Annotated in this window: 9 protein-coding genes and 1 pseudogene; all 10 read left to right on the top strand. The window is 69.0% G+C overall.

Features of this window, described 5'->3' with window-relative positions:
• A pseudogene (locus NBRGI_RS48950) lies at positions 1–537 on the top strand (hypothetical protein); the annotation flags it as partial.
• 478 nt (positions 538–1,015) lie between these two features.
• Positions 1,016–1,477 (top strand): hypothetical protein, encoded by a 462-nt coding sequence (locus NBRGI_RS05575; RefSeq protein ID WP_148310698.1) that lies wholly within the window; start codon positions 1,016–1,018, stop codon positions 1,475–1,477.
• A gap of 113 nt (positions 1,478–1,590) precedes the next feature.
• The gene (locus NBRGI_RS05570; protein ID WP_029893165.1) at positions 1,591–2,556 is read left to right on the top strand and encodes an alpha/beta hydrolase; all 966 of its coding nucleotides are present in this window, start codon (positions 1,591–1,593) and stop codon (positions 2,554–2,556) included.
• 104 nt (positions 2,557–2,660) lie between these two features.
• Entirely contained in the window at positions 2,661–3,149 is a 489-nt protein-coding gene (locus tag NBRGI_RS05565; RefSeq protein ID WP_029893164.1) for a DUF6301 family protein, read from the top strand.
• The gene (locus NBRGI_RS05560; RefSeq protein WP_029893163.1) at positions 3,146–3,595 is read left to right on the top strand and encodes a TY-Chap domain-containing protein; all 450 of its coding nucleotides are present in this window, start codon (positions 3,146–3,148) and stop codon (positions 3,593–3,595) included. Before NBRGI_RS05565 ends, NBRGI_RS05560 begins: the two co-directional genes overlap by 4 nt.
• Before the next feature lie 124 nt (positions 3,596–3,719).
• Positions 3,720–5,513 (top strand): hypothetical protein, encoded by a 1,794-nt coding sequence (locus NBRGI_RS05555; RefSeq protein WP_029893162.1) that lies wholly within the window; start codon positions 3,720–3,722, stop codon positions 5,511–5,513.
• 2 nt (positions 5,514–5,515) lie between these two features.
• A complete protein-coding gene (locus NBRGI_RS05550) occupies positions 5,516–5,893 on the top strand; it encodes a toxin-antitoxin system YwqK family antitoxin (protein ID WP_029893161.1) in 378 nt (125 codons plus the stop codon).
• 192 nt (positions 5,894–6,085) lie between these two features.
• On the top strand, positions 6,086–6,439 hold the full coding sequence (locus NBRGI_RS05545) for a hypothetical protein (protein WP_029893160.1): 354 nt from the start codon (positions 6,086–6,088) through the stop codon (positions 6,437–6,439).
• A gap of 16 nt (positions 6,440–6,455) precedes the next feature.
• On the top strand, positions 6,456–6,971 hold the full coding sequence (locus NBRGI_RS05540; protein WP_029893159.1) for a YbaB/EbfC family nucleoid-associated protein: 516 nt from the start codon (positions 6,456–6,458) through the stop codon (positions 6,969–6,971).
• 17 nt (positions 6,972–6,988) lie between these two features.
• Entirely contained in the window at positions 6,989–26,335 is a 19,347-nt protein-coding gene (locus tag NBRGI_RS05535; protein ID WP_029893158.1) for a WXG100-like domain-containing protein, read from the top strand.
• Positions 26,336–26,338: the final 3 nt, after the last annotated feature.

Genomic DNA, 26,338 nt, shown 5'->3' with positions numbered 1-26,338 from the left:
ACCGGGCATTCCGATACCGCCGGGCTTGCCGATTCCGCCAGAGAATCCGGCTTCGCCGAGCTGGCCTGTGCCGCCTGGGCTCCCGACGCTTCCGGCGCCGCCGTATCCGCCGGTGCCACCGGGCGTTCCAGTTCCGCCGGACTCGCCCATACCGCCGGGGCTTTCGACGCCTCCGGTTCCGTCAAATCGTCCAGCCCCGCCTGTGTTTCCGCCGTCGGAGCCGACAGCGGTGCCTGTGCCACCGGATTCATCTGCGCCGCAGGCGATTCCAGCGCCCTCGGACCTGCCGGTTCCATCAGGTACCCCAGCGTCACCACCGGAGGCCACTCCACCGAGCCCGTTGCCGCAGATTCCGGCCTCGCCGCAGTCGCTGGCCCAGCAGGGGCCTGCGGTGCAGCCGGACACGACGCAGTGGCCACCCCTGCCAAAGCAGCCGCAGACCGCGGTACCGCCGGGTTCGCTCCAGCTGCCGACCATGCCGGTTCCGTCAGAGCTTCCGATATCGCCGGACACGGCACCGCCGCCGATTCCGCCTGAGCAGCGGCAGTTCCCGGCACCGAGTGCGCCGCCACAACCGACGATGCCGAATGCACCTGCACCGGACTTGTGGGTGCCGCCGCGGGATCCGACGCCGAACTTTTCCTCGACGCCGCCAACCCTGCCCGGTCAGCCGCAGATCCCAGTTTCGCCGCTCCCACCGGCTATGCCGGGACATGCAGAGCCTTCGACAGCGCCGCCCACGACGCAGCCGATCGCGCCGGGACCGTCGCAGTTCTCGGCACCGCCGAGCGCACCGCAGCCGGGTGCGCCTGCACCGGATTCGTGGGTGCCGCCGCAGGACCCCGTTCCGGGCGCACCGGGTTCGTCGGTCCCGGGGAGTCAGGCCGGTCCATCGCAGGATGCGGTTCGGCCGAATGTTCCGGCCCCGCAGGTTTCGCCGGTGCAGCCGAGCTCGATCGGGTCGGATGTATCTCCGGCGCTGAGCGCGCCACCGGCTGCTCCGTTCCTTCCGCCGATGGGCGGCGCGGCGCAGTCCGGCGGCGGGCGCGGCGGCGGGTATGGGCGGCGCTCGTACATCACTGAAAGCTCCAGCAGCACAACGGTTGTGGTGCGTCCCTATGTCGGTTACGGCGTATTCGCCGAGTTCGAACCTGCGACGGGGGCGCTGCGGGCGACTCCTGCGGGGGTGAGTCCGCTGGGTGGTGTCTACGGTGATTTGGGGGACGTGCCGGTGGTGCTTTATCGGCATCAGGGCCGGCTGGGTTTGCGTATCGGGAATCAGGACATCGATCTGGACGGGCCCGTGGCTGTGCAGTGGCTTCCTTACGATCAGCGCACGACACGGTTCGTGGTCAGTGTCGGGGGCACGCTCGCCGCGGATCTGCGGTACCGCTCGCTGCCCGCGGACACGGATCTGGGCTTGCTGGTTCGGGACGTCATCGCGGACGGACCCCGGCGCGCCGCCATCTTCGCCTGACCGTTCACCGCGGCTGTGCTGCGACACAGCAGGTGAGGGCCGGTTTTGTGCACTCCGCCCGATCGAGACGGTGGTGATTGCCAGGGGCGCAGCGCACTTGGTTCACTGGACAGATGATCAATGGCGATCCGCTGTCTCTACCCAGTCGCGGCACGATCTGGGCGCTGCGATCCACCTTGCGCCCGCTCGGTGCGCGCCTGCCCGCGAACCGGCTCGGTGTGGCAGGTGCGCGACTGGGTTTGGCCCTCGCCTGCCAGCTCTGGTTCGACCGCATGTTGCCGACCACGCCGGTGGACGTCACCAGCCCGCGCGGCCGGACGGTAGGGGAGTGGGTCGGTGTGCCGCCGCCACCGGGCCGCGCCCTTATCTACTACCTGCACGGTAGCGGGTATGTCGGGTGCAGCCCGGCCACGCATCGCGGCCTGGTGTCCGAGCTGGCCCGCCGACTGGACCGTCCGGCTTTCACCCTGCGCTACCGGCGCGCCCCGGAACACCGTTTCCCCGCCGCGCACGACGATGTGCTGAACGGCTACCGCTGGCTGCTCGACCAAGGGCACGCGGCGGAAGACATTGTGCTGATGGGTGATTCGGCGGGTGGTCATATGGCACTCGGCCTGTGCGGACAATTGCGTGAGCTGGACCTGCCGCAGCCGAAGGCGCTGATCGGCTTCTCCGCGCTGGTGGACGCGACGTGGTCGCTGGCGCGGGCCCGCCGCGCGGAGGTGAACGACGCCTTCATGACTCTCGGTCTGGCTCGCCGTATGACCGGTCTATATTACGGCACAACACATTTCGACGACCCGCGCATGGACGTGGCCACCCACGTCGGCGCCGATCTACCGCCGATGCTCCTCCAAGCGGGCGGCAGCGAAATGCTCAGCGCCGACGCCGAGCACTACGGCACCGCGCAACGCGGCGCGGGCGGCCACTGTGAGGTCCAGTTGTGGCCCGGCATGTTCCATGTGTTCCAGGTCGGCCACCGACTTCTGCCGGAAGCCCGCGCGGCCCTCGATGCGGTCGAAAAATTCGTCGCCGCGGTGGAGAATCCGCAGTTCAACCGGGGTCCGCGCACGGCGTGATCGGGACCGCGGCGTGTGCCGGGCACTGTTGTGTCCGGTTACCCGTTGTGGCACAGTCGAGCGCGCAGAAACACGAGGTCCGACGGGGCAACTAGGGTGATCGCATGACGGAATGGCGCGCGCTGACCGACGAGGAGATCGTCGACCTGGCCACTCGGCTGCGTTCGGTGCAGTGGTCGTGGCGGGTGGCGGACGCGGCTGAACTGGCTGCGGAGTTCGGGTGGAAGGTGGTGCTCGCCAAGCCCGAGTGGGCGATGCTCGATACCGGTTTCGGCATGGGCAGTGGCCGGATCGCCGGTTCGGACGGCGCGGCCGAGTACATCACGGCCAAGGTCGCCGGTCCCGCCCCCGACGACGCGGCGGGTCACGCGCAGTCGCGCGACGCGTTCGCCCGGATGGGTGCCGCGCTGACCGGTGCGCTCGGCGATCCGACCGACCGAAAGCCGGGAGCGTCGGCCGAGATCCGTTGGGCCGGTACGGAAACGACCGTCGTGTTGAAAGACGTCGAAACCGCGGTTCAGCTTTCGCTGATCGACAACGCCAAGCTCGCGCTGCGCGATCAGGCTATCGAACTCGAAGGGCAAGAGCTGTGACCGGCTGGGATGAGTTCGCGGCTGGACTGGCCGAGGAATTGGCGGCGCTGCCGGAGGGCGCGATCGTGAAGATCATCCAGTCCGATTCGAACTCCGAGGTCGATCCGTATGCCCAGTTTGTGCAAACCTCGGACAGGCTCTGGGCCGAGCTCGTCAGCGACAAATGGCTGGATTCCGCCGCGCAGGCGGGCGCGGCGGGCAACGAGCTGATCGCGGGCGCGGGATGGCAGCTGCCCGATTTCCAGCACGGCGACAACTGGTGGATCGAGTTGCCCTGGCCGATCCGCACCGCCGACTACACCCGGCTGGCGACGATGGTGGTGGTCGGCCTGCGGGACGCACTGCACGTTCGGCAACCCACGGATCTGGTTTATCGGGCCTGGAACGAGAACACCGGCAACAGCCCGCTGGAACTGCCTGCTCTGGGCCTGTCCCGCGCTGGGTGAGCCGTCACGGCGGGTGGTGCGATATTCGTCGCTCGCCCTCGTGTCCGCTGTGCCAGGATGAATTCGTGCGGCCGTCCCCGGGGTCGGCCGGTGTCGGTGTGCCAGACGAGGAGAGTTCCGCGACGTGACCAGACCAGACGACGAGGCTCCGCAGGACAAGCCCCGCGCCGAATCGGCTACGGATCGCGAGCAATCCGACGTGTCTTCGCCGACGTCCCCGGCCCGGTCCGCGGAAACGTCGGCCGAGCAGGACGCCTTCATGCGGCGCTACTTGAAGACGGTGATGCGTCGAGCGCCTGAGGAGCCCGCCCTGCCGGGTGCAGCCGCGGTGCCCCCGGCCGACGACGAAGCCGCTCGCGCGGAATTCATGCGCCAATTCTTCGCCTCGCTGTCGTCCGAGTCGGACTCGGACTCGGACTCGGATGAAACCGTGTCCGAACTGCTCGAAGGCGTCGAACTGCCGGACGGTGACGACCCCGATGTGGGTTTCACGCTGATGGGCGCGGCGCCACAGACCGAGGACGTCGCCGAGCGGACCAGTGCGATCAGCCATCAGGTCGCGCGCGAGCTCGGCGCGGCCGGGCCGGAAGGATGGACCAGGCTGGAGGCGACCTTCGCGATGGCGGTGGGCGCCGAGGTGGCACTGGTCGTCTTCACCGACGAAGAGGGGCGGGTCGCGCGCGCCTTCCCGCCCGAGGACGTGCTCGCGCTCATCCGGGAACACCGGCACCTGTCGGCACAGCTCAGTGACGGGCCGTGGTGGCGCTATCTGCTCACCCTGACCAACACCGGTCAGGTAGAGGTTGATTACGACTACGGTGACGAGCCGTTCCCGGACGACCAGTTGTTCGCGCCGGAGATCTACCGGGCCGATCTCGAGGTGTATCCCCGTGCGGCGCTGCCGATTTGGCTCGCCGCCTACCTCGGGCACGGCGATCGCCAGTCCCGTACCCCGCTGGACGCGGCCGTGCAGGCGCGGGCGGACCGGGACGCGGGCAGGCGCGGGGTGCTGTCCGAACACGACTTCCCGGCCTTCCCGCTGATGGCCGCCCGCTGGGCCGTGATCGCCGGGGCGTTCGTCGCCGCCGGCTCCGAACTCGGTCCGCGGGTGCTGCCCTCGATGAGCTGGTTCGAGGGTCTCAAGCGCAGCGGCTCCACGCTGTATTCGCTGCCCGGCGGCCGGGCCGTCCTGTCCGGCGGCGTGTGGAACGCGCCAGCGCTGGCCCGGGCTTACAACGACGGTGAACCGATGCCGCAGCTGTATGCGGGCGCACCGGAGTGGATCGCCAACCCGGTACTGAACGCGCGGGTGGCGGGCGGACTGCTGTCGTTCTGCTACTGGTGGGAAGGCGGCAACTGGTATCGCGGGGAGTCGCCGATCGCGGACGAGTTGAGCGACGCGGTGCCCGGGATGTGGACCTCGGAAACCGTCGTCGACATCGTCTGCGGAGTGCTCGGCGACGAGGTGACCGAACGGCAGCGCGCGGCCGCCGCGACCCTGGTGTCGGCCGCCGAGATCGGGGTTGTCACCCGCGCCACCCTGGTCGACGTGTTCGGCGACGACGGCGCTTTCGATGTGGACAGCGCCTTTTTCCAGCTCGCCATGGCCGGCGCGACGATGACGCTGCCCGAGCCGATGCCGCAAGAGGACGCACTGGCCCGAGTGCGGCAGTTCGTCATCGACAGCGGTATGAACACTGCGCGCTATCCGCTGTCGGACCTACGGGCGGAGCGGATCAGCGTCGGCTGGATGGTCTACGTGCCGACCAAACCGGACGAGATCGCGATCGGCCGGGCGATCTTCTATATCGCCGACGACGGCGTACTCGAGCAGTCCTCGTCGTCGGTGGCACCGTCGATCTATATCGCGGAGTTCGAGGAACGATTCCAACGACGGCACAACGCGGTGGAGGCTTAGCGATGACCGGCAACGAACCGATCGATGTCGACGACCCCGACGCGGACATGTCCAATGAGTACAGCCAGATGTTCTACCGCGGAAAGCGGTACACCGGTGAGGCGGTCGAACGCGACGCCGCCGGGACGATCATCGGACTGTGGACGTTTGTGGACGGATTCGAAGACGGCCCGAGTAAGAGCTGGTATTCCGACGGCGCGCTCAAGCACACCGGCATGGTCGCCAAGAACCGGCCGGTCGGGGAGTGGCGCGAATGGTATCCGGACGGCAGTCTGCGGGAGGTCAGCGTCTTCGACGGGCCGGGCAAGCTGATCTCTCGCCGGAAGTGGGACGACAAAGGAGAGCTGATCGACCAGATCCCCCGGCCCGGTCAGGAGTGAATCCGCAGGTCGCGGCCTTATGCCCCTAGATTCTGGGGCTCTGCGCACCCCCCCGTTTGGAGTAGTGGGTGAGTGTTGTTGGTGTTACCGTAGTTTGACTGATCGCCGCTGCGCACGTGAACGTCGCATGAACGGGCGAGCGGGTCGTGAACGGGGGCATATAGCCTCGGTCGGTACAGGAAGGGGTTCACGATGGCCGGTGAGAAATTCGAGGTCGATCCCGCCGCATTCCGCAGAGCCGCCGGAAAGACCCGTACCGTCGGCACGCGCATCGCCGGGGTCTGGTCGAACCTGGAGACCGCTATCACCGGCAGAGGCGCGCCGTGGGGCAACGACAAGCTCGGGAAGCAGTTCACCGACGGTGCCGAAGGCCAGCCGGGTTACAACGCATCGAAGAAGAACATGCACGACTTCGCCGTCGGGGAGGGCGGCAACGAGGGAATGGCGGGCACGTTCAGCGGCCTCGCCGATTCGCAAGCGAAGGTCGCCGACGATATCCAGGAAATATTGGAAGAACGCAACCGTCAGGGCTTCGAATACAAATGAGTGAAGGTCGGTCGCTGTGACACGTGATTTTTCGCGCGGAGATGTCGCGGGGCTCATGGACGAGGTGCAGTCGCAGCTTCGGAACATCGCGCAGCTGCAACGTCAGCGCACCGCGCTCGTGGGCAAGGCCACGGTCCGGGGCGGCCGGGTCACCGTGTCGGTGAACGCCGACGGCGTGGTCATCGACGTCAAATTCGGCCGCAATGTGGAAGAACTCGAATACGCGGATCTGGCCCGTGCGGTACTGCAAGCCTCGCAGGAGGCGGCGGCGGACGTGATGCGGCAGACGCAGGAGCTGATGGCGCCCATCCAGGAGGATCGCGCCCGGCTGCCCAAACTGTCCGACCTGGTCGAGGGCATGCCGGACGTGCGTTCGATGATGCCGACCATGGATCGGGCCCCGCAGTCCAAGCCGGACGCGCCCGATCGTGCCGCCGCGGCGGCGGCCGATCAGGGCATGACGTTCGACAACGTGGAAACCGTCGAGCAGGTCGTACCGAAGAAGCCGGGGGTCACCGATTCCGGTTGGTAATCGGGTGGTGACCAGATATGGGCGATTTTTGGAGCGGCGTAGTCGATGTACTCGGATGGGTCGCAGGTAGCGATTGGCCGGACGGTTCCGAGACCGGCATGCGTGGCCTGGCCGACGACTGGCGCAATGCCGCCGAGGGCATCCGGGGTATCGAAGCCGACATCTTGGCCGCGAAAAGCGCTGCCCTGGCCGCGTACCCGCACGGCGTCGCCCGTGACGAAATCGGCGGCGTATTCCAGAAATTGCTCGACGGCACCGGCGCGACGAAAGAGCAAGAAAACCAAAATCTGAAAAAGATGGCGGAATTCTTCGACGGCATCGCCACATCCTGTGACAAGGTCGGCGACGAAATCGAATACGCCAAATGGATGATGGCCTCGTCGCTGGGCCTGCTCGCGCTGGAAATCGCTGCGGCATGGCTGTTTCCGCCCACCGCCCCGGCCGTGGAAGCCGGGGCGATCATCGCCACCAGGTTTGCCATCCGCATGATCGCGCAGCGAGTGATGGCCGCGATTACCAGAGCACTTGCCAAGATGGTCAGCTCCGCTTTCGCCAAGTGGTTGATGAAGCACGTCGCCATCGACCTGGCGCTCGGCACCATGCAGGACCTCGGCATCCAGCAGATGCAGGTGTGGCAGGGGAATCGTAAAGAAGGCGTCGATTGGGGACAGGTCGGTATGACCGCACTGTCCTCGGGCCTCGGCGCGGCGGCAGCGGGCCCGGTCGGCGACAAGCTCGGCAACATGCTGAGCGGGAAGATGAAGCCCTTCCTCGCGGGCGCGATCACCGGCATGGCCGCTGGCACAGTGGGCGCAGTCGCTGGTGCGCTGCCGCAGTTCGCCCTCGACGTCTACAAGAACGGCTGGGGCGCGGCGTTCGGCAACCTCGATCCACGGATGTTCACCGCCGGCATCTCCAACGGTGCGATGTCGGGTGGCAACAAGGCGTTGGCGAACGGGTACTTCAGCTCTTCGCCGAAGTGGGGCGGCGGCGTGCGCGTCGATCCGGTCGGCGTGCCCCGCGTCGGTTCCCTCGGCACCCTCACTCCGACCGGCGTCGGAGCGGGTGCGAACTCGCCCGGGGTGCATCCGGCCGGAGCAAATGGGTTGGGCAACAACGGTTCTGGTGCGCAGACCGGCACGACGGGTAGCGGTGCCGGGGCCGGCCGTACCGGCGACGGCACGGGCGCCGGGGGGAACAACAACAGCGGTAGAGCCGGTGACGGTTCCCGTAACACCAACAGCGGCACCGGTGACGGGTCGTCGTCGCGGACCTCGACGGGCGACGGTTCGTCGCGTACTTCGACCGGAGACGGCTCGACGCAGACCTCCGGCGACGGATCGAACCGGACCAACCCGAGCAGCGCCGAAACCGGTGCGCAGCAACATGATCGGGGCGGATCGGAAAGCCGTGCGTCCGACGGCGGCCGCCACGAAGGCGGGTCGGAGAATCGCGCGTCCGACGGTGGGCGGCACGAGGGTGGTTCGGAGAACCGGGCCGGAGCGCCGGAGCAGGCCGGCAGTGGTGACCAAAGCCGAAGCGGCGCAACGGATCAGGGTGGCGGCGCAACAGATCGCGGCACCGCGGGTGAGGCCGGGAATGCTGGTACGGGTGCCGACCGTAACGCGGGCTCGCCGCACGCTGGCGTCGACTCCGGTGCGCCGATGCAATCGGGACAGGCTGCGCCACAACATAATCCGGTCACGACGGCCGATCCGGCGCGCACCGGCGGTGACGGATCGCAGCCGCGGGCCGGTGCGCCGGGCGAAGCGCGACCGCACGCCGGCGCCGAGCCGGTGCGCGGCGGCTCCGAACCGGTGCGCGGCGGCGAGCAGACGCGGACTCAGTCGGGTGAGACCAGGGCGACGGATCCGCGGGCGGGCTCGCCGGAGTCGCGCCCCGGTGCCGAACGGCCCCGCGTCGACTCGCGTGCCTCGGTCGCCGATCCGAATAGCCGTGCGGGAGCCCGTGATTCAACTCCAGGCATCCGCGCCGAATCGAGCGGGGAAGAAGCGCCGCGCGCGAAGCAGCAGGTCACCAGCGAAGCCGGCGGTAACGTCCAAGTCCGTTCGGACGCAGGAGATTCCGCGGTGCGTCCGCCGACCGACGCGCCGCGCTCGGGTGAGGCGGCGCCCCGAACGGGTGAGGCGACACCGCGTTCGGGCGAAGCGCCTCGTTCCGTCGACGCTTCGACCCGCCCCGACTCCGATGCGCCGCGTTCGGATGACACCGCGACTCGTCCTGAGACCGACGCGCCGCGCTCGGATGACACCGCGACCCGGCCCGAATCCGACGCACCGCGTTCGGATGACAGTGCGGCACAACCGAATCGCCCGCGTGCAGGCGAGGAGTCACGGGCGGGCCGCGAACCGGGCGAGTCCGGTGCGCTGCCGCGCGACGACAGCCCGACGCCGCGCGACGACGCGGATTCGACCCAGCACCCCGATCGTGTGGACGGCCCCGACGACCGGCAGCACGGCGCGGACGACCTGCTCTTGGTCCCGCCGCTCGTGGGCCCCGACAGCGCGAACACCCCGCACGGGCGGCAACCGACCGCCGACGCGCCCAACGACGGCTCGCCGCGACCCGACAGCGATACCGAACCCGGTGATGCGCCGCGACCGCGTGGGGACGACGACCTGCGCGGCAAGTGCGGCCTGCTTTCCGTGGTCGAGCTGATCCGCCGGTTCGGCGCCGAGAACTTCCGCCTGCCGAACCGTACGATCGGCCCGGACGGCATGACTGCGGGCGAACTGGTCGCGTCGGCGGGTGGTGCGCTGCGGGAGTTCCCGGGCGCGGATGCCATCGCGAACCGCCTGATGAGCCTCGGCGAGGGTGCGACCGCCCTGGTGGTCGACGTCTACAGCGGCCCATCGGACCGGCACGGCGTCGGCGCGCACGCCTACCTGATGGTGCACGAGAATGGCAAGATCACCATCCGCGACGCCACCTTGACCGGTGAAGAGGGCGGCGCGCCGGTCCGCGACGTCGATCGTTCCCTCGCGATTCTCTTCAAAGGTGATGGGACGCCGGTCGATCCGGTGCCTGCGCACATCCGCGACGAGCTCATGTCGCAGGGTGCGGACGAGGCCGATCCGGTGCGCATCGGTGCGCGACCCGACGCGAACCAGTTCTACCGGGGTAGCGACGGCAAATGGCACCACCCGGACGACGCGGACAATACGTGGCGGGACGAGGGCACTTTCCGGCTGCGCGACAACACGGGCTGGATCGATGATCACCTCAGCAAGCGAGGGTTCGCCTTCCTGGCCGACGAAGGCCCCGCCAAGCCCTACGACGTGACCGACCCGGAACTACAGAAGCAGTTGGACGACGCGTCCACCGAGCGGAAGAACCTGCAGACCCAGCGGGACGCGGTCGCCGACGATCTGGTCAAGAATCTTATTCCGGAGTTCTCGCAGTACGGGATCAAGGAGATCCCGCAGCTGAAGGCCAGCGAACTCGACACGGTGATCAACCGGCTGACCGACAAGATCATGGCCGATCCCGGGCTGACCGACGAAGCAAAGCTGGCAAAGCTCGAGAAGCTGAATGATCTGCAGAGCCAAGCCGAGAAGTACAACGAACTCGGCCCGAAGATGGTGAACGCGTCCAAGCTGCTCGGCGAGCTCGGTGCGAAGGCTTTCGGGCTCGATCCGGCATTGCATCCGGATGCGGTGATCATCAGTCCGTTCAAGGGCGCGCGGGACGGCGCGGACATGGTCGACTACGCGATCCTGGTGCCGGGTAACGACGGCTCGGACGGCAACCCGCCGCGACCACCCAAATTGGTCGTGATCGAGGCGAAGGGCGTCGGTTCCGGGCTCGGCGGCGCGAACACCGTGGACGGCAGGGCACAGCAAGGCTCGCCGGAATACCTGCGGCGCACGCTGGCGATCGACCACAACTTGAAGACCATCTTGTCCGAGACGCCGGAGCAGCTGCGCGCTCGCGGCATCGATGTCGATTCGGCTGAGGGACAAGCACTTCTGCGCGCTCGCGACGAACTGCTGAAGGCGCACCACGACGGAACCCTCGATATCGAGTACCACAAGGCGCACGTCAACATCCACGGCAAGGTGAAGATCTCCGAGTTCGGGCTGGATCGCAACGGTGTGCCGGTGCGGATGGACAACATCGGTGACGTTCAATCCGATCACACTCCGCCGCAACAGAGTTCGCCCGACGCCACGCCCCCGGCGGGACCGCATCCGCGTGGTGACAATGACCCTGCCAACCAGCTGGACGACCGCCGTGGGCGCTGCGGCGAAGACTCGCTGATCGACCTGCGCAACCGGCACGGCGACCATATCTGGTTGCCGGAGCGCACAATCGGCCCGGACGGTATGACCTCGAGGGAATTGGAGGCGCTGGCGGGCGGTGAATTGCGCCCCGTCGATAGTCACGAGCAGATCAGGCAGCAGCTCATTGCCCTGGGCGAGGGCTCCTCGGCTTTGGTCGTCGACACCTATGCGGGGCGCGACGAGCACGGTGTCGGCGCGCACGCCTACGAGCTGATCAACGTCGGCGGCGACAACATCATCGTTCGCGATATCGGTGCGGGACTGGACAATCACAGCTTCCCGCCGCGCACGCCAGGGGAGGTGCGCAATATCCGCGCCATTCTCCTGGCCGGGCACGAGGGACGCCCGGAACATCCGATCAGCGATGCCGACCGCCGCCGGATTCTCGAACAGGAAGCGGGCGCGCACGATCCGGCCCGCGTCGGCCAGCCGTTCGACGGCAGGCAGCACAACGGCACCGGCAGCCCGCGCCACGAGCTTTCCGACACCTCACCACCAGCAGATCTGGACGGGCCTGACACAGACGCTCCGCGCCGAGACACGGACCTGCCCGACGTCGAGATGATCGGCGAGCCCGGCCCCGGTGTGACGCCGGAGATGTTGGACGCCGCGCGCCGCTCCGTCGCCGAAACCGGTGAGCCCGTGGTGCTTTTCGGCAGCCGCCAAACCGGAATCTCGGAGAAGACCGGCGAACCGTTCCGCGCCGACAGTGATCTCGACCTTGCCGCGACCACCCCCGAAGGGCTGATGCGGCTCGCCGACCTGCACGAGGGCGAGAGCCCCATCCCGGGCGTCAAAGACGTCGCCGGAATCTTCTCCGAGGAAGTAGCCCGCGAAAAGGGTTACCTGGTCATCAAACCGGTAGGCGCCGACGCTCCCGAAACCCGTACGCTGCCAACAGAAGGCGCGCCCACCACCGACCGCGCCCCCGCGGATACCACCGACAACCGCCCCCGCCCCGCCGAGGAAGCGCCCGAACCGGTCGCTCGCCCCGCGGACGAAACAAACCGCACCGACGACGCCGCGCATCGCGAGCCGGAAGCCAATGCCGATGCGGGCCCGCTCCATGACGATCATCTGGCCGACGAACCTCGGCCGCTGCCTTCGTCGTTCATCGTGCCGGACAACGGCGCGCCGATGCCGGGGCCGCAAGTCGACAGTCATCCACTGGGGACGCTGGACGAGTCGACGGTGACGCGCGATGCGGGTACCGATCTCATCACCCACGTCGACGGCGTGCCGATCGATGACTACGTGCGCGCCCTCGGCGCGGAGCGCGCGGACCTGTACCGGCAGGCCGCCGCGGACAAGGTGCTGTCGCGAAAGTCGCAGGGCGCGTGCATGTCCGTGGGCATCGATCGGGAGACCGGCCGCGTCTACGAAGCCGCGAACGGCAAGCGCTCCGACATCATCGCCGACGCGGACGCACACCCGACGCTCAAAGAGAACCTCCGGCTCATGGAGGAAAACGGTCCGTACAGTCACGACGAAGACCCGAATGCGCCGAAGACGCAAACGCATCCGCACCCCGACGAGCCGTTCGGCCACGCCGAGGTCAAGGCCACCAACCAGATGCTGTGGGACCGCCGCGACGCCGGGCTGGCCGACGACCGCGCCGCGATGGCCGCACTGATCCACGCACCGCAGTTCCCGTTCGGCGGCCGTGCGGGTGACGCCCCGTTCTGCGCCAACTGCCACCACATGCTCGACGGTGCGGACAGCGCCACCGACCGGATGACCAAGTACCCGCCGTCGGACGCGGCCAAGCAGAGCGTGCTCGATCAGCAGCGCCGCGCGGCCGACGAGGCGGGCGCGCCGAACCGGACGCCGGAAGCGCCGCCTGTCGGCGATCCACCCGGACCGCCACGGGATGCACGACCGCCGGATTCGTCGCGGCCCGAAGGGGAGTCCTCGCCGGAGGTCCGGCCTGCGGATTCGCCTGAAGGTAGGCCGAAGCCTGCGGATTCGTCGCGGCCGGAACAGGATTCGTCGACGCAGCCGCGGCCTCGGCCGGGCGGGGCGGATGATCCGGGGAAGATGGCGACCGCGTTGTCGCATGAGCGCGAGGTCGGCTCGCGGCTGATGCCGCCGCAGCCCGACGCATCGGTCGACGGCGCTCTTCGCCCCGGCGACGATATGCCGCCGCAGCCGCATATCACCGACGAGTGGACGCCGTTGAGCGCGGCCGAGGTCGGCGCCAAGCTGGCCGAGGACACCGGGCTCGTGGTGTACGGGTTCGACCGGCCAGGTGTCGACGCCGAGGTGGCGCGTGAAATCGCCAGGGGCATAGTCGATCTGCGCGGCAAGTATCCGAACATGGACCTGCGCAGCATCGGGATCGGTGATTTCCGGGGCCGTTGCCTGGCGATGGTCTTGCCGGGGATCAACCCGGAAACCGGTCTGCGGCGGGCCGATTCGATCAAGTTCAGCTCGGACTTCGTCGGCAGTATGGACGCCTTCCGGCAAGAGGTGCAGCGTGGCCTGAACAACGGCCGGTTCGGCCCGAACATGATGGGCGACGGCCGGGCGGTGCTCGCCATCCTGACCCACGAATTCGGTCACGTGGCGGACATGCAGGGCCAGCGGGCCGCGCTGCGGCCGATGAACCCGGACGATCCGCATTCGCTGACGTACGCGGATCACGTGCTGCAGGAGTACTACAAGCAGAAGGCGGCGACAGATCCGGCGTCCCCGGCCACCCCCCAGGGTTACGACCGGTGGCTGCGCCGGCTCAGTCCCTACAGCTTCGACCAGGACGGCGTCTTCAACCCGGGCGAGGCGGTCGCCGACGCCTTCCTGGACGTCGAACTCAACGGCTCCCGCGCGAGCGAGCCCGCCCAGGTCCTGCACCGGATGCTGCTGGACTTGGCGGCGTTGGGCGCCGACGCACTGCCGCCGCGCCTGCCGCGGCCCGATGCGGGCGGCGCCCAGCGTGCTGACGCACCCGCCGACCCAGCTGTACCGCCACGGGTTTCAGACTCCGAGGCCGCACCGCGGCCTGCGGGCGAGCCACCGATGCGGGCGGGCGACGACTCCGAGGCGACACCCGCCCGGGACGAGGACGGGCACGAGAGCCTCGCGGATTGGTCCGCACGGATGCGCGCCGAACAGGCGGAGTGGACGGCGCGGATGGCTGCCGAGCACGCGGCGGCGATGCGGCAGATCGCCGATACCGGACCTGCTGACTGGGCGTCGCAGATGCGCGCTGATCACGCCGAATGGCAGGCGCGCATGGCCGCGATGCGGGCCGAGTTCTCTCGCGATATCGCCGACGGCGTGCTGCCGCGGGTCGCCGCCGAGGCCCCGCCGGAGCCGGCCGGTCGACACCGCGCCGAGGATCCCGAAAACCGGAGCCGCACAGGCGAGTCCGAAGGTGAACCGCCGCATCCGGGCGACAGAAAGGTCTGGCCGCTCGGCGAGTCGGCGACCGAACCGGAAGCCGCGGGCGCCGGTGGCGGCAAGAAGCCGCCGGAAACCCCACCGCGCGTGGGTGATCCGGGCGACGAGGATGCGAACAACGGCGACCGGCAGAACCCGGAGGAGCCGGCGGCGCGCGAACCGGAGCAGACGCCGACACCCGAGGAGCCCGCGCCGACGCCGGAACCGCCCACACCTGAGCAGCCGACACCGACACCGGAGGAAGTGTTCGCCCAGCGGCAGCAGGAACTCGAGGCCGCGCGCGACCGTGCGCTCGCCGAGCGCGCGGATGCGCTGCGGCAGCGCACCGAACTCGCGATGCGCTTGCGGGTGGACTCCGATGTCGACGCGCCCGGCCTGCGGCCCGAGAACCTGTCCGACACGATCGATGAGGTCCTCGGGCGCACCACGGAGTTGCGCGAACAGGCAGTGGTCGCGGAGCGAGTCCGGGATCTGGAACACCAGGTGAGCCGGATCGCCGACGCGGACGCCGAAATCGCCAGGATCGACCGGGATTTGGCGTTGCTCGCCGCGGAGCGTGAGGCGGCTGCGCGCAACGAGACCCCCGAGGGCGAATACGACCGCTTGCTCGAGCAGCGGCGGCAGCTGTTCCAGGATCGCGAAGCGGCACGGGCCATCCGGGACGAATTGGCGGTGCGGCACGGTATTTCCGATCTCGACGGCGACGCGTTCGAGCGCCGGGTGCTCGACCTGTACGACGAGTCGCAGGGTCGCAAGGTGCACGTGCGCGGTGGTCTGGACAGTATGGAGCGGATCGTCCGCGAGCCGCTGTCCGGGCCCGAAGCGGTGGCGCGGCAACGGGAGATCCGTGAACTCGCGGAGGCGCTCGCGGAGTTCAACCGGCTCGATCGGGCGATCGAACAGATCGACGCACGGATGGCCCAGCTGCGTGAAGACGGTGTCGGTCTCGATCGGCCGCCGACCGAAGACCTTGCCCCCGAACTGGATCGGCTGGCGGGTGAGCGCACCGAGCTGCTCCGCGACACCAGGGTGCAGCGCATGATGGTCACCGATCTGGCGCGCGCGTTGCGGATCGATGAGGGCAGCTTGCTGGAGAGTCCACAGCGGCTGGCCGAGGAGATGGAACACCAGCGTTCGCGGACGATGCGGGTCGACGAAATGGCCGACCGCCTCGCGATGCTCGATCTTCTGGAGTCCGCGGCCTCGGATGTGCTCGCGGCCGACAACGCCATCGGCAGACTCGAAGACGAGATGGCCCGCGTCACCGGGTTGTGGCGTGACCTCATCACCGCGCAGGGCGGGCACATGGTGACCGACCGCGTAGGCGTCATCTACGGTGAGCGCCCGCGGATCATCGTGTTCGGCCCGCGTGCCGAATTCGAGAACCCGCACCGCGCGTTCGATGACGCGCTGCGCGACGCGTTGAACCGCAGTCCCGCTGCCGCGCAGGCGATGCTGCGGCATCCGCGCGTCGAGTACCACCAGATCGTCACCGATCGGGCAGGCGGGTGGCGCGACACCGGTATGCCCGGTCCCCGGATCGAGCGCACCGAAACCGGTTGGATCAACGGGGATCCCGGCATGTTGGTGGTCCGCTGGCAGGACGGTGACGGGCAGTGGCATCCGGTCAATCCGGCCAGGCCCGAGTGGCGCACCAACCGTGAGGACGGCACGCCGGATCACTGGGAGGAGCCCAACCCCGACTGGTGGGCGGGCCTCGCCGATTTCATCAACGATCTGGCAACGCCTTTCGCCGATATCCCGCCAGGGCATATCGCGAAGAACATGTTGCCGATGAATCCGATGAGCGCGCCGGTGCTCTACGACGGCCTAGGTGTCGACCCGGATTCGATCGAGACCATCCACCTCGGCGGGGATGTCTATGCCATCCAACGGAATCTGCGCACCCTGTTCGCGGCCATCGACCACCCGATGGTCCGGGACTGGATCCATCGTCATCCGGAGATCGGCGACTGGGTCAAGGCGCGTCCGTGGTTGCAGAAGTTGCCGATCTTCGGCACCGTGTGGTCGTCGTTCGACTGGTACAAGCCGCCGGAGTCCAATATCCAGCCGATGTACCGGCGGTGGGAACCCTCGGAGCATGCGCCGCTCGGTCACCGGGTCGAGATTCCGGAGTGGTTGCAGCGCTCGATCGACGCCGATGTCGCGCGCTGGCGCGAGGTGCAGCAGTGGGCCGACCGCGAATACGAGCGATTCCGCGCCGACGACCAGCTGGCCGATCGGATGGCCGAGCCGTTGGCCGACTACCGCCAGCAGCAGCGGGTAGCCGGTGCGGAGGACGTGCTGAAGCACATCCGCGAGGAACTGGTGGATCCGCATCGCGGTGTCGACCTGAGCCGTCCGGATGTCGACAAGCAGTTGCAACTGATCAACGAGCAGATCGATCGGCTCGCCCACAAGTTCGCCAACCACTTCGACACCGACAACCGGGTCGAGGTCCGCGACCAGATCGCCGATATTCGCCAGCAGCTGTTGAACATTCGGAACGAGCGCCCGATCACCGACGCCGACATCGCGCGCCTCGTCACGGAACTGACCCCGGCGATGCGTCCGCTGACCCCGGAAATCGAACGGCAGAACCCGGCCCTGAAACCGCCGGATCTGGACTTCGACTACGTCACGCCCCGGCTCGATTTCCCGGAGTTCACCACCGCGCAGCTGCGGCAGATCCTGGACCATCTGCTCTTCGACGAGCACCTGGCCAGCGATCACACCGATCCGAGCGGCCGGCCGGTGCTGCGGCGGATGGATCAGCTGGCCGATGTCGCCGAGGCCATCAATCGGATCGTCAAAGGCGAACCGCTGCCCGCGGATATCGTGCTGCTGCTCGACGCGCTCGCCGAGTCCAACTACCTGCGTGACCCGGCGAACGCGGGCAAGACCTGGCATCACGCGAACGCGCACGCCGTCGCCGAGGGCTATCACTGGGACGCGAATCGTCCACCGCTGACCGAAGAGCGGGCCGGCATCCCGTATGCGCCCGAACCGCTCAACCCGCCGGAACCGTTCCTGCCCCGGGATCGCTACGAGCTCCAGCTCGCCAAGGCTCGGGTTGCGTGGGAAGCGCGCACCGACGCCTTGCTCGAGGCGGCCAGAGCGGCGGGGGTCGACGCGGACGTGGTGTTCGCGCAGGACCCTGCGCCCCGGCTGGCGGAGCTGCGCGCGGAGCAGCCGGACGAGGCAGGGCGCCAGCGCATCGACGACCTGACCAAGGCGCTACAAGAGTTCGATGCTGCCGCCGCAGAGGTGACCCGGTTGGAAGACCGCCTCGAGCAGTACGACGCCGACCGCGCGCTGCCGCGGCCCCAGCGGATGGAACTGGCTGCCGGGGAACCGGATTCGCCCGCACGGCCGGAACCGCTGGAATCGCCCGAGGCGCTCGCCGAGCGGCAGCGGGCCGCCGAAACGGAAGCGCAGCGCCGCCAGGCCGAGATCGATCGGCTGGAGCAGGCCAAGGCCGATGCGTTGCGGGCTCGGGACGAGGCCGAGCAGCAGTTGCAGCAGGCACGCGATCAGGCCGAGGCGGAGGCGGCGTTCGAGCGGCAGCGGTTCGCCGAGCGGGATGCGGCCGAGCTGGATCGTCAACTCACACAGCAGCTTCGGGATAACGCGCTGGCCGATGTCGATGCACGTCCGTTGCCGGATCTGCCGCAGGTCGGTGTGACCGATGGTGATCCGCGTCGCGTGGTCGTGGTGGTGCGCGGGGAGTCGGATCCGACCACGTTGCTGGACCGAGCGGTCGCAGCGCATCCGGAGCTCGGTGACCTCGTCGGGCCGAACCGTGACAATGCCATCGTCTTCCGGCTCACTCCCGGCGAAGACGGGCGCACGCAGGTCCATCGGGAAGACCCGCCGGATGCGCCGCCGCTGCGCGCCGTGCGGCCGGAGCCCGACGCGCCCAGCGATGGCGGTGCCGCGAAGCGGTTGCCGGTCGCGCAAACGCCGCAGCAGCACCCGGAGATCGATCGGCTGGAACAGGCCAAGGCCGACGCGCTGCGGGCCCGCGACGAGGCCGAGCAGCAGTTGCAGCAGGCGCGCGATCAGGCCGAGGCCGAGAATGCGTTCGAGCGGAAGGGCGATGCCGAGCGCATTGCTGCCGAGCTGGATCAGCAACTCACGCAACAGCTTCGGGACAATGTGCTGGCCCAGGTCGGCGCTCGTCCGCTCACGGGTCTGCCGCAGGTCGGTGTGACCGATGGTGATCCGCGCCAGGTGGTGGTTGTGCTGCGCGGTGAATCGGCGCAACCCGCGACGCTGCTCGATCGGGCGGTCGCGCAGCATCCCGACCTCGCCGACGTTGTCGGGCCGAACCGCGACAACGTGGTGCTTTTCCGTCTCGTCGTCGGTGAAGACGGTCGCACCCAGGTGCATCGCGTCGATCCGCCGGACGCCGCCGCGCAGCCTGTTTCCCGCCCGGAACCCGACTCCCCGAGCGACGGCGGCGGCGCGAAGCGACCGCCGACCGCTGAAACCCCGCAGCCGGGTGCAGCCGTGCCGCCACGTCCGGCCCAGCAATCAGGTGACGTGTCGCGTCCGGCTCCGCAGTCCGGGGCTGTACCGCCGGTGCGCGAAACACCTTCTGCCGGTGCAGTTCCGCGCACGACTCCGGTGACCGGTGCGGCCCCGCACACGGGCGAGGGCGGGCCGGTACAAACGCCGCAGGCCGGCGAAGCGGTGCCATCGCGTCCGGCTCCGCAGACCGGTGGGGTTGCGCCGGTCGGGCAGACTCCGGTGGTCGGCGCTTCGCCGCGGACGGGCGAACAGGTCGGTGCGGGTGATCCCGGCGCCGGTCGACAGGCCGAGGTCGGTGCGGCTACCGGGGACCCGGGTGTTCCGGGTGCGGTCAACCGTCCGCAGGCCGGTGCGCCGCAGGGGCAGTGGTCGACGGTCGGTGCGCCACGCGCGTACGAACCCAGCACCCGCACAGCGGAATTCGAGAGCCTTGTTACGCGGATCGCCGACGAGGCGGCCCGTGGTGCGCAACTGCTCGATGGGGCGCGAGCGGCACTGCGCGGGCTCGGCGTCGACCCCGACGGCCTGAATCCGCGGCAGATGGAGGAGCGCGCGCGGGAAGTCGCCGACGCCGCCGACGCCCGGATCACCGAACTGAACAACCGCACCGGCATCCGGCCCGAGGAGATGGTGCAGTACTTCGACGACCGCAATGCCGCGCAGCAGCGGTATGCCGAGGTCACCCGGTTGATGGGTACGCTGACACAGAGCCTCGGCCAGTACCACGAGTCGGTGCGGTCCAAGGGCGACCTGTGCGCCGAAGCCGCCGCGGTGATCGCGCGTGACGTGCTCGCCACCGAGGGACAACCGCTGGCGAACACCGACGGTGTCGCGCTGCTGCCCGGGGATCCGCAGCGGGTGCTCGTGGTCTCTCCCTTCCGTGCACCGGAGCATATTGTCGGCGCCGATCTGCGTGATTCCTTGGCGCGGCAGCACATCGAGGTCGTCTATCGGCAAGTTCAGGTCGACGACCAAGGCCGCGTGACCGTCGTAGATCTGCTTCCGCCGAGCGGCGCGGCCCCGGTGGGCGAGCCGGTTGTACCGGGCCCGCGGCCGACTCCCGGCGACGGTGGCGCACCGGCACGTCCGGGGCAGTCGAACGAGACTCCCGCTTCGCGCACAACGCCTGAGCCGGGCGATGGTTCACGTCCGCGGGAAGCGAAAGCCGAAGTGCCGCAGGAACCGCCCGCCCCGCCCGAAGCGGAGGGCGCGGGCGGCGGGAAGAAGCCGCCGCAACCGCCGGCGACACCGCCCGTCGGCGATCCGGGCGACGGCTCCGAGGGTGGCCCGAACCGCCCGCCGCAGGGTGCGACTCCTCGTGACCCGAACGAATCAGACACGGGCGCAGCCGATCTCGCCCGGGCGGTGGCTCGGGTCGAGAACGCACCGACCTCGGGCGAGGCGATCCGCGTCGAGATCCTCAGCGAGGGCGCGCTGCAGATGGCCGAGCGGGTCGAGCTGATCACCCTCGCCGACGGCACACAACTGATCCGCAAGACGCTGAGCAACCCGATCCATGCCGACGCGGAAGTGCTTGCGGCGCTGGTCGGCCGGGCGGTCGGGGCGAACGTGCCGCACATCATCCGGGTCAGCGACAACATGATCTTCATGCAGTTCATGCCGGGCGACTGGCCGAGCAGCCTGCATCCGGGAGCCTGGAGCCCGCAGCAGACCGGGCTCACCGACACTCCCGCCGGTGTGCGTATGGGTCTGTTGGACGTGCTGATCCGGATGCCGGACCGCGGCATGACGAACTGGCTGGCCACCCGGGACGGTCAGATCAGCGGCATCGATCACAGCCTCGCGTTCGTCGGTGGCCGGCGTGGTGACGCCGAAACCACCAGTGGGTTCGCCTACCACTTCTTCGATCGCGGCGCCGACGGCACGATCCACTGGCGTCAGCACGAGGTCAGTGCCGCCGAACTCGCCGAGATCCGCCGCCGGGTCGAGGCGATGGAGCCGGAGTTCGCCGCGCACCCCGAGTGGTATCAATCCGTGCTCGATCGGTTGACGATTCTCGAGCAGAACGTGCGACCGGACGACGGTCCGATGCCGCCAGAAGATCCGTCGAGCGGACCGGGCGAGCCGGGTGGCGCGAGTCCGCGGCAGCCGGGTGGCCCGCAGCGCCCGGGTGCTCCCGAACAGCCGGTCAGCCCCGAAAATGAAAGCGGCACAACGAAACCGAAGGGTGCTGCCGAACCTGAAAGCGGGCCACCCCCGCCGGATCCTGACCCGGCGCCGACGCCGGAGGTGGATCCCGCCGAGCGTCGCGCCGAACTGGTCGAGTCGCGCGATCAGGTGATCGCCGACCGCGACAGCGCGGTGCGCCGGCGCGACGAGCTCGCCACGCTGCTCGGCGTCGATCCGTCCGACGACTGGGCGGCGCTGCGTCCGGGCGATGCCCTGGCCGACACGCTGCGCGAGTTGAACCACCACCGCATCGAGGGTCAGGAACGGCTGCCGCACGACGTGCTCCGGGTGAAAGAGCTGGAGCGGCTGTGCAATCGGATCGCGACCGACGAGGAAACGCTCGCGCGGTTGACCACCGAGCTGGCCCGGCTGGACGCCGAGTACGCGCCGCTGGAAACCCGTGAGGCCGAATACGACCGGCTGCTCGAGGAGCGGGCGGATCGAGCGCGGGAACGGGAAACCGCCCGTGCCGCAAGGGATGACCTCGCGCGGCGGCTGGATGTGCCGGAGCTGAGCGGTGACGCGTTCGACCGGCGGGTGCTCGACCTCTACCAGGAGGCGCGCACCCGAACGGTGCGGGTGCCCGGCAATCTCGACAGTCCCGGCCGGGTGGTGCACGAACAGGTGGCGGGGCCTGAGCGGGAACTGCGCGAACAAGCCATCCGCAGCCTGCAGCAGTCGGTCCGGGAGTTCAACCGGCTCGACCAACTCGTCACGGGCATCGATGCCAGGCTCAACGAACTGCAGCGGCAGGGCGTGGATCGGGACCGTCCGCTCTCCGATGACGTTGTCGCCGAACTGGATCAGCTGGCGGGCAGGCAGGCCGCCATCTTCCAGGAGAGCAGGCGGCCACGCGCGGTGCTGGAGGATCTGGCGGAGCGATTGAGCATTCCGCTGACCGACCTGGGCCCGGAGCCGCAGCGACTGGCCGACACGATCGATCACCACCTGCGTACCGACGACGGCACCGACCCTGATCGGCCGGCGATGCTCGACGTGCTCGCCACCGCGGCCGCGGATGTGATCAGGGCCGACAACGCGATGACCCGGTTGCAGGACCAGATGACCGCGCTCACCGAGCGCTGGCACGAGGTCGCGGGCTGGCGCGATGCGCTCACGGCCGAGGGCGGGCGGATGGTGACCGACCAGGTCGGCTACTTCGGCGGGGAACGGCCGCGCATCGTGGTCTTCGGGCCCGTTTCGACCTCGGACAAACCGCGAGCCGGGCACGATGCCGCACTCGAGCACGCGATCCGGACGAATTCCGATGTGGCGCAGGGCATGATGCGGTCGCCGCAGATCGAATACCGGCACACCGCGCCCGGCCGGGAAACGGTGGTCTCGCGCGGGCCCGAGGTGGAACGCCTCGAGACGGGCTGGATCAACGGTGATCCGGGCCTGTTGATGGTTCGCTGGCGCGACAGCGACGACGTCTGGCATGCGGTGAACCCGAGCAGGCCGGACTGGAAGACCAACCGCGACGCCGAGACGCCGGACGCCTACGACCCGGGTGATCCGGACTGGTGGGCCGGTCTCGCCGACTACATCAACGATCTGGCAACGCCTTTCGCCGATATCCCGCCCGGGCATATCGCGAAGAACATGCTGCCGATGAACCCGATGAACGTTCCGGTGAAGTACTTCCAGGACGGGGTGCCGGAGGACGCTCTGGTCAACGTGCACATCGGCTCGGATTTCTATGCCATTCAGCGGGATATCCGTACGCTGCTCGCGGCGATCGATCACCCGAAGGTGAAGGCGTGGATCCAGCGGCACCCGGAGATCGGGGACTGGGTCAAGGCACGGCCGTGGCTGCAGAAGCTGCCGCCGTTCGCGACGGTGTGGTCCGGATTCGACTGGCACAAACCGCCGGAGACCAATATCCAGCCGATGTACCGGAGCTGGGAGGCGAGCGAACACACCAGCTACGACCATGTCGAGATCCCCGAGTGGTTGCAGCGCCAGTTCGATCACGAGGTAGCCGAGTGGCAGAAGGTCCAGGACTGGGCCGACCGTGAATACGAGAAGTTCCGTGCTGACGATCAGCTCGCCGACAAGATCGCCGACCAGCTGGCGCAGTACGGAAAAGACCAGCAGGAGGCCGCGGCTCGCGCGCTGATCGACCTGGTGCGCAAGCAGCTGGTCGACGGGCACCGCGGCATCGACCCGACCCGGCCCGACGTCGCCGAACAGCTGGCGCGGATCGACAAGCAGATCGACGAGTTGGCGGCGCGCACGGACGCCATGTTCGACGGCAATGATCGAGACCTGGTGCGCGACACCATCGCCGACATCCGCAACGCGCTGCTCGACGAGCGGAGCAACAACGGCAGGATCAGCGACGAGCGGATCAACGAAATCGTCGCGGAGCTGGTGCCGAACATGTGGCACGATGCCACCGCCGAGGGCGCTTTGCCGCCGCCGCGGTTCACCAAAGAGCAGATCCAGCAGGTGCTCAATCATCTGCTGACCGACGAGCACCTGGTCACCGACTACACCGATCCCAATGGCCGGGTGGTGCCGAAGCGGATGGACCAGCTCGCCGATGTCGCCGAGGCGATCAACCGTCTCGTCGCGGGCAAAGCGGTGAAACAGGACATCGTGCTGCTGTACGACGCGTTGGCCGAATCGGAGTTCCTGCGCGACCCGGAGAATCACGACAAGACCTGGCACGATGCGAACACGCACGCGGTCGGTCTCGGCTTCCACTGGGATGCGGATCGGCCGCCGCTGACGGGCGAGCGCGCGGGCGTTCCTTATGCGGTCGGTCCCTTGCCGGAGCCGCCGCCGTTCCTGCCACGCGACCGGTACCAGCTCGAATTGGACAGGGCGCGTGCGGCGTTGGATACGCGTATCGATGCGCTGCTGGAGCTGGAGCAGAGCCTCGGTCTGGACCCGGAATGGATGTTCGGTTCCGACCGGACGGTCGAGGCGTTGCTGGCCGACCTGCGGGCAGCGCAGAGCGATGCCGAAGGTGAACGGCGGGTTGATGATCTGGCGCAGGCCCGTCGCGACTTCGACGCCGCCACCGAGGTGGTGCGGGTGCTCGAAGAGAACATCGCGCGCCACGACAGCGAACTCGCGAAGGCCCGCGAGCTGGTGCGCAGCGGTCGGCCGGAACTGCCTGAGACCGAAGCCGATTCGGCCGAGAATCAGCCGGATGGTGATCGCGGGCCCGACTCCGCCGCACAACGCGAGACCGAACGCCTTCTGGTGGAAGACCGTCGCGAAGGTCTGGAGCAGGAACTGACCCGGGCGCAGGAGGCCCTGGATCGGGCCGAGGCGGCGCGCGCGGCGGCCGCCGAGGCACTGCGCGTATCGATCGAGCCGAACCAGCTCGGCTCCGAGAGCGAGATCGTCGCGCGTGGCGACGAATTGCGCGCCCGGACATTGGATGTCACCGAACAGCAAGCTCGGTTGGACAAGGTCGCTGAACTGGAGCGGGCCGCCCGTGACTATCTGGCGGCCGAGCTGGAAGTGGCGCGGATCGAGGAAGAATTGGCGCGCGCCGAGTCTCGGGCGGCGGCACTGGCCGCCCCGGAGACGGGTGCGCCGGACCGTCCACGATCGGAACCGGAGCACGAAAACCGGCAAGGGGCCGTGGATTACACCGCTCCGGTGCGTCCCGGTTCGGAGGACGGCGTGCTGGAAGGCGCCGACGATACTGAGCAACAGAGCGATTCGGGCTCGGGCCGGGACCGTGACGGTGCCGGCAACAGCACGGATCGGGATCGGGCGACCGACGACGATGACGGCGACGACGGTGATCGGACGCGCACGGCGGAGGACGAGTTGACGCCGCCGGTGTTCCGTTCGCACATCCCGCATCCGCCGCACGAATTCGAGCTCGAGTTCCCGCCGCACGCGATGGCTCCGCCGCCGCCCAAGGCGCCGATGCCGGAGCTGCCGGAACCCGAAAAGCCGCCGGTGCCACCGGTTCCGCCGGTGCCACCGCAGCCGCCGGTTTCGCCGCGGCCGACGAGTCCGGCCGATCGTCCGGTGGGACGGCCGACCGGATCGCCGACGCCGACCACGCCGCGGCCGACGCCGCCACCCACCACGCCGCCGCCGACGACTCCGCCGCCGACGACGCCACCGCCCACCACGCCGCCGACGACTCCGCCGCCGACGACGCCACCCACTACACCGCCGACGACGCCGCCGACGACCCCACCCACTACACCGCCGACGACGCCGCCGCCCACCCCGACGTTGCCGCCGGATCCGACGCCATCGCCGGATCCGACGGGCTCACCGGACCCGACAGGTTCACCTGGCGGGTCGGGATCGCCGCGTCCGCCGCTGACGCCGTACCCGAGCGAGGTGGCCAAGCCCGGCTACCCGGGGCAGAACGGCAACCAGGGCCACAACGGCATCCCGGGTCAGCACGGGCTCCCGCCGAACCCGCTGCTGTCCGGCGGAGCGCAACAGCCGTTTGTCCCGCCGATGATGCCGCCGCCGATGGTGCCTCCGATGGCGGGGGCGGCGGCCGGTGGCGGCGCGGGCGGGCGTGATGATCGGCGGCGCCGCTGGCACGACGAGAACGGCTCGGGCAGTTCGGAAGTCATCCTGCAGGCGCTCGACGGCGGCCGGCTCGCGACCTTCGACCCGGTCACCGGCACGTTGCGCGCCGCAACCATCGCCACCGGACAGGTGGGCGGCGTGCTCGGCTACTTCGGTGAGACCCTCGCCGTGTTCTACCGCAAGGACGGCAGGCTGACGCTGCGGCTCGGCGCGAACGAGTTCGATCTCGATTCGCCCGCGGTCGGCGTCGGCTGGGAACAGCGGGGTCCGCGACAGGCCCGGTTCCAGGTGCACGTCGACGGCCATACCGTCACCGATTTCCCGTATCCGCTCACCGGCCTCGGCACCGACCTCGGGCTGTTGGTCCGGGATGTGCTGGCCGATCCCCGGCGCTGTGCCACGATCTTCAGCTGAGGA

It is taken from the genome of Nocardia brasiliensis IFM 10847 (assembly GCF_000710915.1).
GTDB classification, from domain to species: Bacteria; Actinomycetota; Actinomycetes; order Mycobacteriales; family Mycobacteriaceae; genus Nocardia; species Nocardia brasiliensis_A.
This window is presented reverse-complemented; position numbering and strand designations above follow the sequence as displayed.

Bases quoted from the DNA above. Each gene is read 5' to 3' on its own strand.
- NBRGI_RS05575 (WP_148310698.1), top strand. From the start codon at position 1,016: ATGGGCGGCGCGGCGCAGTCCGGCGGCGGGCGCGGCGGCGGGTATGGG.
- NBRGI_RS05570 (WP_029893165.1), top strand. From the start codon at position 1,591: ATGATCAATGGCGATCCGCTGTCTCTACCCAGTCGCGGCACGATCTGG.
- NBRGI_RS05565 (WP_029893164.1), top strand. From the start codon at position 2,661: ATGACGGAATGGCGCGCGCTGACCGACGAGGAGATCGTCGACCTGGCC.
- NBRGI_RS05550 (WP_029893161.1), top strand. From the start codon at position 5,516: ATGACCGGCAACGAACCGATCGATGTCGACGACCCCGACGCGGACATG.
- NBRGI_RS05545 (WP_029893160.1), top strand. From the start codon at position 6,086: ATGGCCGGTGAGAAATTCGAGGTCGATCCCGCCGCATTCCGCAGAGCC.
- NBRGI_RS05535 (WP_029893158.1), top strand. From the start codon at position 6,989: ATGGGCGATTTTTGGAGCGGCGTAGTCGATGTACTCGGATGGGTCGCA.